This is a genomic window from Neobacillus terrae, from assembly GCF_011393025.1.
Taxonomy (GTDB): Bacteria; Bacillota; Bacilli; order Bacillales; family Cytobacillaceae; genus Neobacillus_A; species Neobacillus_A terrae.
On record NZ_JAAOEO010000015.1, the window covers coordinates 88,197 to 98,304 of the forward strand.

Sequence of the window (10,108 nt, forward strand, 5' to 3'; positions counted from 1 at the left end):
TTTTTTTTAGCTAATCAGAATTTATATCTGTAAATTCTGAACGTATAAGAAAAACTAGGTCATCCGCCAAATGGACTTGGCGAATGCCAAGTTTTTCTAATATAAGTCTTTTGCTCTCTAAGCCTCAGGTCTTATTTTGAAATAAATCCCAGGATTGTTTTTCAAAATAGCTGCCAGCGATATCATTTTAATAGAAAGAGAAAGGAGAAATGATATGTCAGCAGTTGTTGAGATTCAAAATGTTACAAAGAAGATCAAGGGTAAAACCATTATTGACTCTTTAAATTTTAATGTAAAAAAAGGAGAGGTGTTTGGCTTCCTGGGTCCAAATGGAGCAGGCAAGACCACTACTATTCGAATGATGGTTGGCCTTATTAGCATCACATCAGGGGATATTAAGATTTCAGGCTACAGTATAAAAAAAGATTTTGAAAAAGCAATAAGCCAGGTGGGAGGTATAGTTGAGAATCCGGAAATGTATAAATTCCTTACAGGCTACCAAAATCTTTTGCATTATGCAAGGATGTCAAAGGGAATCAAGCAAACACAAATTCAGGAGGCAGTCCGGCTTGTCGGTTTATCAGAAAGAATTCATGATAAGGTAAAAACTTATTCTCTCGGTATGAGGCAAAGGCTTGGCCTTGCGCAGGCACTGCTTCATGATCCTAAGGTCCTTATTTTGGATGAACCAACAAATGGGCTTGACCCAGCTGGTATTCGTGAAATGAGGGACCATTTAAGAATGCTTGCAAAAGAAAGGGATATGGCAGTAATAGTTTCAAGCCATTTATTATCCGAAATGGAAATGATGTGTGACAGGATTGGAATTATTCAGCGTGGAAAGCTTATAGACGTTCAGCTGGTGAACGATTTTGTAAATGGCCCGGAAAAATTTATTGAGATAAAAGTTTCCCCGAGAGAAGCTGCAATAAAATTATTAAAACATCATTTTCCAGAGATAAAAGTTCAGGTAAGGGAGAAGGGAATCATTATCCCGTTAAGCAAAGAACAGGTTCCGTTATTAGTCAGAGAAATGGTGATAGCAAACATAGATATTTTTAATGTAAGGGAGCAATCAAGAACACTAGAAGACCGGTTCCTTGAGGTTACCGAGAAAAAGGGGGAAGCTTTATATGCTTATGCTGATACAAAATGAATGGATGAAAATTTTCAGGAGACCTGGAACACTGGTAATGGTGGGATTACTTCTATTAATGGTGATGATAACAGGCTCTGTTATCAAATATCAGCAAAATCAGACCACTGTCCAAAAGCAGATTAACTGGAAGGCAGACCTTCAACAACAGGTGGATCAATCGAAGCAGCAGCTGGAAAAGGTTTCAAAGGTTAGGGTTCCATCTATAAAAAGAAGTATTGCACTAAATCAGTATCAAATTAAGCATAATTTAAATCCTAATCAAAAGTATTCGATGTGGGATTTTGTTTCTGATGGTTCAGGGCTAATTCAGCTTGCAGGTCTTTTCACGATTATTATTGCGGCTGGAATTGTGGCCCAGGAATTCAACTGGGGGACAATTAAGCTATTATTGATCCGGCCAATTAGCAGGGGAAGATTGCTTCTATCGAAATATATAACCACCATTTTGTTTGCTCTGACCATGCTGGTTATTTTATTTATCTTCTCTCTAATTACTGGGTATCTTTTATTCGGTACCCCAGAAACTGTAGTACCGTATTTGAAATATGTGAATGGAAAAGTAGCCGAACAAAGTATGATCTCTCATCTGGTCGTTTTTTATGGTATGAGATCAGTAACCATGCTGATGCTTTCTACAATGGCCTTTATGATATCCGCTGTATTCAGAAACAGCTCACTTGCAATAGGAATTTCCATTTTCCTTATGTTTACTGGCAGCGAACTCACCATGCTCCTGGCTTCAAAGTTCCACTGGGCAAAGTATATACTGTTCGCGAATACAGATCTGTCACAATATTTTGATGGGGTACCTATGGTTGAAGGAATGACTTTTCACTTTTCTTTAGCAATGCTGGTTTCCTATTTTATCATGTTTCAGGTTTTGGCCTTCGCTGTTTTCAAAAAGCGGGATGTGGCTGCATAAGTGGAAAATGGCCTCTTCCTCAAGAAGCGGCCATTTTTTAAAGATATGCATTAAAACGTAAATATAACTGGGATGATTTATGGCTGTTCATAATGATAAAAAAATCATTAAAATAAATTTTTATTGTCTGATTGAATTCATTTTACTTATTACCAGCCATCTTTTCCGCCTCAGAAATTTCTAGTTAAATTATGCTCGAAAACGGTTTTTTACAAAATAAATCCCGCGGGAAGGCGGGATTAATGCTTAAATAGGAGTCAAAGCGCTGGTTTTGTCTATAAAAACAAAACAGTCATATCTTTTAGCCAGATTAGTGGGTACATAATTTCCGTAATGTTCATAGGCGGGGTCATAAACGACCCCTATGGCACGGTGGCCGGCAATCGTATCAAAAAGTGGTGTGTGGAGCAGGTCTGGAAGCAAAATTTGGTCAAAGTGACCAGCCCTATGAAGAACCTCTTCCCAGGTTTTCTTGCTGGCTGGAGGAACCTGCAGTGTTTCTAATGGTGATCCCCATGAAGATCCGGCAATGACTGTTCCCTCGGAGGTTCCAAATCCTACTGCAAATACTTCTAATCCATGCTTTTCGCGCATGAGCTGGCCGACATTGACCATCCCTTCTTGAGCCATGTCTGTGGCGCGTGCATCTCCAATATGCGTGTTATGTTCCCATACAATTACTTTAGCATCAGGTCCATAAAACCCAGACAGCCTTTCGATGGTTTCTGCCATATGACGGTCCCTTATATTCCAAGTTTCCGCATCACCTTTTATCATGGAACGATAATAAAGCTCAGCACTTGCGGCGACTAGTGCATTAAGTTCGAGACTTAAAGATTCCTCTTCGTCAGTTGTTTCTATAATCCGTTTTGATTGAATGTCCATCAGCAGCTTTAGAACTTCTTCTTCACAGCTTTCTGACAAGTAGGCCGCAGCCATTCATAGTCCTGTTCATCTTTTTCAAATGGATTAAAACAGGAAAAAGCCTTTTTAGCTGCAACTACTTCATCTGAACCCGTTTTTTCCAAATAATTAATTATTTCCTCCATCGATTCAAACAGGCTGTACATATCAATTCCGTAAAAACCAACCTTTTTTTCGACGGTCGTATTATAATCCCTGAGCCATTTTATAAACTGCTCCACAACCGTGTTCGACCACATCCATGTCGGCCAGCGTTTAAAATTGTTTTTTAAAAGGGAGGAGATATCCGTTTTAGCATCACTGTAGCCTTTACAATATCGATTAACACTGTAGCATGAAGGCCAGTCACCTTCTACTGCTACAAAGGAGAATCCTTTTTTCTGAATTAACTTTTTGGATAATTCCGCCCTAATGGTATAAAACTCTGATGTGCCGTGAGTTGCCTCGCCAATAAGAACGTATTTTGAATTTCCAATTGCATCCACGATAGAATCAAGATCATGGTAATCAGTTAATTTCAGAGCCTTTTCCCTAACTGCTTTCACTACATCAAGGTATTGAATTAGTACCACCCCATTTTTCTTGATTGCTATATACGAATAAGATGGGTTTTAAACAACTTTTATCCAAATTTATTTTCGCTCTTTGACCAGACCTTTTTCTGCATAATATAAGCGACTATCCCGATTATTGCCACAAAAAGCAGGCTTACTAAAAGCCCGTAACTTATATTTTTTTCCATAACCGTACCTGATATAGCGGCTGCGATTAGGACAAGTCCAATTATTGCAAGTGTCTTATCAATTGCTTTTACTTTAAGAAGCTTTAGGGCGGAAAGGACAATAAAGGACCAATTCAATAACAGTAAAATTCCTGCTGCTGTTGTTATATACTCGTATATTTTTCCAGGCAGCAGCAGAGCAGTGACAATGGAAGCGGATAAACCAATAGCGCCAAGTCCCAATGATGGCAGCGGCAAGTCCTTAAACTTTTTAATTTTTTTGGAAAAAAATGCGGGAGCATCTCCATCATTCGCAAGAGTGACCAGAAGTGTTGTTACTCCGAATAGTGAGGCAGTCATGGTTGAAAAGCCTGCTACAATTATGGCACCATTAAATACATGGGGGAAGAACGGTAAATGATGATTTTCTAAGGCAGTTACAAATGGGCTTTCCTTTTCGTTAAATGCATGGAGGGAAGCCATTGTTACAGCAAATCCCAGGGATAGTACATAAATGGTCAAGAGAAGGAAAAGCATAATTTTTCCTGCTTTCGGGGCATCATCCTTGTTTTTAAGCTGCATGGCCATAAGGCCGATTACCTCTATACCTCCATATGCATAAAAGGCGTAAATCAATGATGTCCAAAATCCCTTTACTCCTTTAGGAAAGATCTCTCCCATCGAACCAGGAAAATTAATATGCCCGTTATCACCATGTATCCAGCCAAAGACAGCGGCGGCTGCAAGAATAATAAACATAACTATTGCAGCGGTTTTTATAATCGCAAGAATGTTTTCGACTTTATCAAATCCCTTTGTTCCCATCAGAACAACTAAAATAGCCAATACAGCATAGCCTGCTGCAAAAATCCATAATGGGACTTTCGGAAACCAGAATCTTGAAAGAATGGAAAGTGCGGTTAGCTGGCTCCCCATTATTAGAATATTGGAGCACCAGTAATTCCATCCGCAGCTAAATCCTGCCCATTTGCCGTATGCTTTTTTTGCATAGTAGCAGAAAGAGCCTTCCTGAGGGTCCTGGGCTGTCATTTTAGCGAGCAGATTAAAAACAACATAGGTTCCAATAGCTGCTAGTATAAAAGAAAAGACAATTGATGGACCAGTTACTTCAATCCCAATAGTGGATCCGAGAAAATATCCAGTTCCTATGGTACACCCAACACCTACAAGTGAAAGCTGCCACCACTTCATATTTCCTTTGCTGTTTCCCTGGTTTTGGTTATTACCGCCAGGACTGCAATTTGCTTTTGCCAATCCAATACCTCCTTTATATTGGATTATTATTTGGTAGAAGGGGGGGAATTATGAAATGTAATAATGTTAAATTAATGGAATCAAAACGAAAAAAGTACCTCCCGCAAGAAAAGTACTTTTTTAAAAGGAGAATTATGAGTATTTAGACAGAGCATTCAGACCCTGATATCCAAAATAAACTCCAAATCCGATTAAAGAAAGACCGGAAATAAGCGATATTGCAAATAAGCTTTTATTTGTCAAAAATCTGCGGAAACCGGTTGTTAATGAAGCAACAAAAAGATCCCAAAGGGATAGGCCGATAAAAATCATGCTGCTATATATCAGAAGCTGTTCAGTTCCATAGTTTTGCGAGGTCTTAGCTAAAACAGATCCGTAAATTCCCAGCCAAAAGAGAATGGATAGAGGACTTGTAATTGACATCATAAAACCCGTTATAAAACATCGCAGCAGGGATTCTTTTGAACGGCTGAAATTTAAAGTAATATCCTTTGCTGAGATGATTCCTTCGACACCGGAGTAAAGTAGAACAAATCCCCCAAACACCCATAAAAATATCTGAACAATTGGTATATCGACAAAACGTGCAACACCTAGATATACCATCAGCATAAAAATGGCATCGGCAATCATCGAGCCAGCCCCAACTACCCATGCATGCCAAAAACCATTTTTAATTCCCTTATCAAGCCTTGCTGAATTAACTGGCCCAATAGGCGCTGCCAGCGTTAATCCTAAAAAGATATAACTGCAAAGGAGACTCATGCTCATGAGACTTCACTCCACTTTCCAAAATAATCAGCTTGTACAGTCTATGCTAATGAAAAGGGGAATAGGACTTGCTGAGAAAAAAGCATTTGGGTACGGAGGGTATACGTTCTGCAGTGAATACTTTGGCAGTTATTGAATCGTTTTTAACTGCTTCCGGCATTATAAAAGGTAGATAAATATACAGAAAGAGGGTGTTGGTTATTTTAAAATCTGCACGGACGGGTATCGTCCTGCCTCGCAGGGAACGTATCGAAGAGGAACCAAAAGGGGGATTAAATGCCTTTAGTCTTTCCGGTATTGGTATTGGAGGAGTAATTGGAGCAGGGTTTTTTCTTGGATCGGGACTCGCAGTGCGTGAAGCGGGCCCAGCAGTCTCATTAGCATTTTTGTTGGGCGGCCTAATCATGATGCAGGTACTTGGTGCCATGGCTAGTATAAATGTTAACCGGCTTCAGCCAGGTTCTTTCCGTGTATATGCTGAACAATTTCTCGGACCTTATACTGGTTTTCTCCTTGGATGGGTGATGTTTACCTCAAGTATTCTGGGAATTGGATCGGAAGCGATTGCGATGGGTGTTTTTGTTCACCTTTGGCTTCCGCACCTTCCTCTGCCAGTTTTGGCTACATCATTCACGGTCATTATTATTTTGCTTAATATGATGAATATGCGCTTTTTTGGACGAATTGAAGCCGGTATGGCAGCTGTAAAAGTTCTTGCCCTTCTAGCATTTATTATTGTCGGATGCTATGTGCTTGTAACAAGGGGTGCTCCCCAGGTCCCTAGTCCCTTATCTGGATGGCATTCCTTTTTTCCTATGGGCGTTTCAGGGATACTTCAGTCTATGCTGGTGGTGATCTTTTCTTATTCCGGTATAGGTGCAGTAGCCATGGCTGCAAGAGAAGTAAACCGGCCAAGGATTGAAATTCCCGAGGCATCAAGGATCATGTCTTTTGGTTCTATAGGCCTGTATGCAATTTCAATGCTCGTATTAGTAATGATTACACCATGGCATTCAGTATCTCTTAAGAAAAGTCCTTTTGTTCATGCTTTTGATGTTATAGGGTTAGAATGGGGTGCAGCGGCCTTAAATATAGTTGTCCTGCTTGCAGCTTTTTCCGTCATGGCAGCTGCTTACTATGCTTCCATTCAGATGATTGTTTCTTTATCTGTAGTGAAAAAAGGGCCGCGTTTTTTTCTTCAGCATTCTAGAAACGGCTTTTATCGTAATGCGTGGATTGCAGTTGCAGCTGGAGTTCTTATTGTGGTGGGGATAAGCTTTTTGCTCCCTTCAACACTTTATAATTATTTGGTATCTGCATCTTCTTACTTTACATTTTTAAACTGGACAATCAACCTTATTGTGTATGTAATATGGAAAAAAAGAAGAGGTGAAAATGAAACATATGAATCGAAGCTGATTTGGGGAAGGCCTGGAGCCTACGGCTCGATTATTGCTATTCTATTTTTGTTTGTGATCAGTTTGAAGGTACATGATTTTCGAATGGGCTTTTATGCAGCCTTTGCTTTAGCTGCAGTAATCAGTATAGCCTATCGAATTTGGTCGAGAGGACCAAGAAGGGATCCGAGAACAAGGTGATAACAGCACAATAAAAAAACACCTGCAATTTTGCAGGTGTTTTTATGGAGAATAGGGGGCTCGAACCCCTGACCTCTTGCATGCCATGCAAGCGCTCTCCCAGCTGAGCTAATCCCCCGGAATAGTGGTACATGAATGATTATAACGGGTGGATTGCTTCCTTGCAAGAGATATTCAAAAAAAATTCAGCTAATGCTTTCTATATCTACTCTTTCTACTCCATGCAATTCTGAAATAATGTAATATACATCAGTGGTTTTATTACGGAAATCAACTGTTACTAGAACTTGAACATGATGCATTCCATTATCTAAATCTTTAATACGTATTCTTCTGATGTTATATTTCTTCTCCATAATAAAGTTTACAACTTTTTCAATTTGTTCTTTTTCTCTTATGTTTAAATTCAGCATAATCTCTTTTTCACGCAATTGTTTTGGGCCAACTGCTTTCATTATAAAAGGAACAAATTCTACACTTAAAATTAGAAGGGCTACTCCAGCGAAAGCTTCTATATAAAAGCCAGCCCCAACAGCAATTCCGATACCAGCTGCTCCCCAAATCATAGCAGCTGTGGTAAGACCGGAGATACTGTCGTTTCCCCTCCTTAAAATTACCCCTGCACCTAGGAAACCTATACCTGAAACAATTTGTGCTGCGAGCCGTAGTGGGTCCATTTGTATATTAACATTCCCGGGTTGGGGAAAAGTGTAAGCAGATTGTATAGACACTATTGTTAATAAACAGCTAACAATAGAAATGACAAGACTTGTTTTTAATCCTACCGGTTTTCGTTTCAATTCTCTCTCTAGGCCGATCACAAGACCAAGTACAGCTGAAAGCCCTAATTTAAATAAAATTTCCAATTCCATATTGTCCATTGCATTCACGTCCGTTTTAGATTTAATAATACTTTTATAAGGCCAAAAAAATAACATAAAGATGTTTTAATGTTTATAATTTAATTTATACATTAGCTATTATAGCTTTACATAAGAGTTTTTAAGGAGTTAATCACATGGAGCCAAAAATTAATCCTTATGCAGCTTTAATTGTTGGAGTAGTAGCTGTATCTGCATCAGCCATTTTTGTAAAGTATTGTTATGCCCCTTCTGCTGTTATTGCTTTTTACCGCCTCTTTTTCTCAGTTTTGATTATGGTGCCTATATTTATAGGAAAGTATAAAGCGGAACTTAAACTAATTACAGTAAAGGACTGGTTTTTTTCTTTAATATCAGGTATATTTCTGGCGTTTCATTTTATCCTCTGGTTCGAGTCTTTAAACTTCACCTCGGTGGCAAGCTCTACCGTCCTTGTAACCCTTCAGCCCTTGTTTGCCTTTATAGGTACCTATTTCTTTTTTAAAGAAAGATTGTCAGCTAAAGCTATTTTAAGCGGTGTTATAGCAATTACGGGGAGCGTCATTATCAGCTGGGGTGATTTTAAAATTAGCGGTACTGCATTATGGGGAGATATTCTTGCGTTGATTGCCTGTGGCCTTGTAACAGCTTATCTGCTGGTAGGACAAACTGTACGTAAAAGATTATCGCTTGTTACCTATACCTTTATCGTATATATGATCAGTTCCATTACATTATTTATATACATTACTGCGAATCGGGAACCTATAGTTCCTAGGCATAATAGTGATTGGATCTATTTTATTCTCCTGGCACTTATTCCAACATTACTTGGGCATACACTTTTTAATTGGTCATTAAAGTGGCTAAGTACATCATTGATATCTATGGCCATCCTGTTTGAACCGGTTGGTGCAACTATACTTGCTTATTTCTTATTAAATGAAAAAGTAATTCCTACACAATTTATTGGGGGATTCATTGTAATAGGAGGTATTTTGCTCTTTGTTATAGATGAACAATTAAAAAAGAGAGAAACAGGTCCAGTTGAGAGTTAGAGAGATGAGAATCCGGAAGGTAATGCGAAATCAGCAAAAGAGTTTTGAGCTGTTTATTTAGTTTTTGCAGGAAACTTTTATAGGATATTTGAACAGTTGTATTTGAATCGTTTAATCTGGTATATGTGAGTAGAGAATAAATTATAATAGTGAATCAGTATTATGAAGAAATTGAGCTGAAATAAAATGTTCTAAAAAATTACTATTCGAACGTTAAGGTCTTTTTATAATTGAATAAGTGGGCAAACCCTGTGGATAATATATGAGGATTTGTCCACAATTTGTTAATAAGCTCTTAATACCCTACTATATTAAGGACGAGTTATTAACTTCATGTGGATAACATTGTGAATAATTTTATTATCTACTATTAGTAAAAACATGTTAATAAATAAGGAGTAAAATTTATTAAGGTTTTTTTAAAAATTATATTGCAAACATAATTTATCCGTGTTATATTTAATCTCGTCCTCAGGAAGCAAGTTAGCCAGCAAGAAAAAAGTAAAAAACATTGTTGACAACTCGCTCGGTGGATGATATATTTAGGAAGTCGCTTTTGGGCGGCTAAATAAAATACTTTGCGATGCTACCTTATGATTGCTCCTGCGCCAGCGCTTATTCAATGAAGAATATGTTCCGCTCGTCGCAAGGCTGCAAAGAGGTTGAATCAAAGAAGTTGCCTTGCTCTTTGAAAACTAAACAAACAAAGCGTGAACAAACAAACAATAACATGATGAACTTGTTTCATCAGCCAACGTAACTTTATGAGCTAAACTCATACTCTTTATCGGAGAGTTTGATCCTGGCTCAGGACGAACGC

Annotated in this window: 8 protein-coding genes, 1 tRNA gene and 1 pseudogene; 5 read left to right on the forward strand and 5 right to left on the reverse strand. The window is 38.5% G+C overall.

The genetic code is table 11. The annotated features are described in order from the left end of the window. The first annotated feature begins 214 nt into the window (after window positions 1-214). Complete coding sequence (locus tag G8761_RS18900) at window positions 215-1,156, forward strand: ABC transporter ATP-binding protein (RefSeq protein WP_166029524.1); 942 nt, start codon at window positions 215-217, stop codon at window positions 1,154-1,156. Next, window positions 1,134-2,081 (forward strand): ABC transporter permease, encoded by a 948-nt coding sequence (locus G8761_RS18905; RefSeq protein ID WP_166029525.1) that lies wholly within the window; start codon window positions 1,134-1,136, stop codon window positions 2,079-2,081. Before G8761_RS18900 ends, G8761_RS18905 begins: the two co-directional genes overlap by 23 nt. Before the next feature lie 246 nt (window positions 2,082-2,327). On the opposite strand, the pseudogene G8761_RS28155 reads toward G8761_RS18905, so the two are convergent. The 3 genes and pseudogenes from G8761_RS28155 to G8761_RS18920 all read right to left on the reverse strand — a co-directional run bounded on the left by G8761_RS28155 (window position 2,328) and on the right by G8761_RS18920 (window position 5,772). Continuing rightward, a pseudogene (locus G8761_RS28155) lies at window positions 2,328-3,577 on the reverse strand (erythromycin esterase family protein). A gap of 50 nt (window positions 3,578-3,627) precedes the next feature. Continuing rightward, entirely contained in the window at window positions 3,628-4,938 is a 1,311-nt protein-coding gene (locus G8761_RS18915; protein ID WP_166029534.1) for an amino acid permease, read from the reverse strand. A 195-nt stretch (window positions 4,939-5,133) separates the two neighbouring features. Continuing rightward, window positions 5,134-5,772: a LysE family transporter gene (locus G8761_RS18920; protein ID WP_166029526.1), complete on the reverse strand. Its 639-nt coding sequence runs from the start codon at window positions 5,770-5,772 to the stop codon at window positions 5,134-5,136. Between G8761_RS18920 and G8761_RS18925 the strand changes: the two genes are divergently transcribed. Together G8761_RS18925 and G8761_RS18930 are read left to right on the forward strand one after the other, a co-directional pair. Continuing rightward, on the forward strand, window positions 5,771-5,908 hold the full coding sequence (locus G8761_RS18925; protein WP_166029527.1) for a hypothetical protein: 138 nt from the start codon (window positions 5,771-5,773) through the stop codon (window positions 5,906-5,908). The two genes, G8761_RS18920 and G8761_RS18925, sit on opposite strands and share 2 nt — an antisense overlap. Window positions 5,909-5,963: 55 nt before the next feature. Next, a complete protein-coding gene (locus G8761_RS18930) occupies window positions 5,964-7,370 on the forward strand; it encodes an amino acid permease (protein WP_338000995.1) in 1,407 nt (468 codons plus the stop codon). A 45-nt stretch (window positions 7,371-7,415) separates the two neighbouring features. On the opposite strand, the gene G8761_RS18935 is transcribed toward G8761_RS18930, so the two are convergent. After that, window positions 7,416-7,488, reverse strand: a tRNA-Ala gene (locus G8761_RS18935). Between the two features lie 67 nt (window positions 7,489-7,555). Continuing rightward, on the reverse strand, window positions 7,556-8,242 hold the full coding sequence (locus tag G8761_RS18940; protein WP_420800272.1) for an MgtC/SapB family protein: 687 nt from the start codon (window positions 8,240-8,242) through the stop codon (window positions 7,556-7,558). A gap of 146 nt (window positions 8,243-8,388) precedes the next feature. Here G8761_RS18940 and G8761_RS18945 point away from each other — a divergent pair, with 146 nt between their 5' ends. Further along, the gene (locus G8761_RS18945; RefSeq protein WP_166029529.1) at window positions 8,389-9,288 is read left to right on the forward strand and encodes a DMT family transporter; all 900 of its coding nucleotides are present in this window, start codon (window positions 8,389-8,391) and stop codon (window positions 9,286-9,288) included. Window positions 9,289-10,108 lie beyond the last annotated feature (820 nt).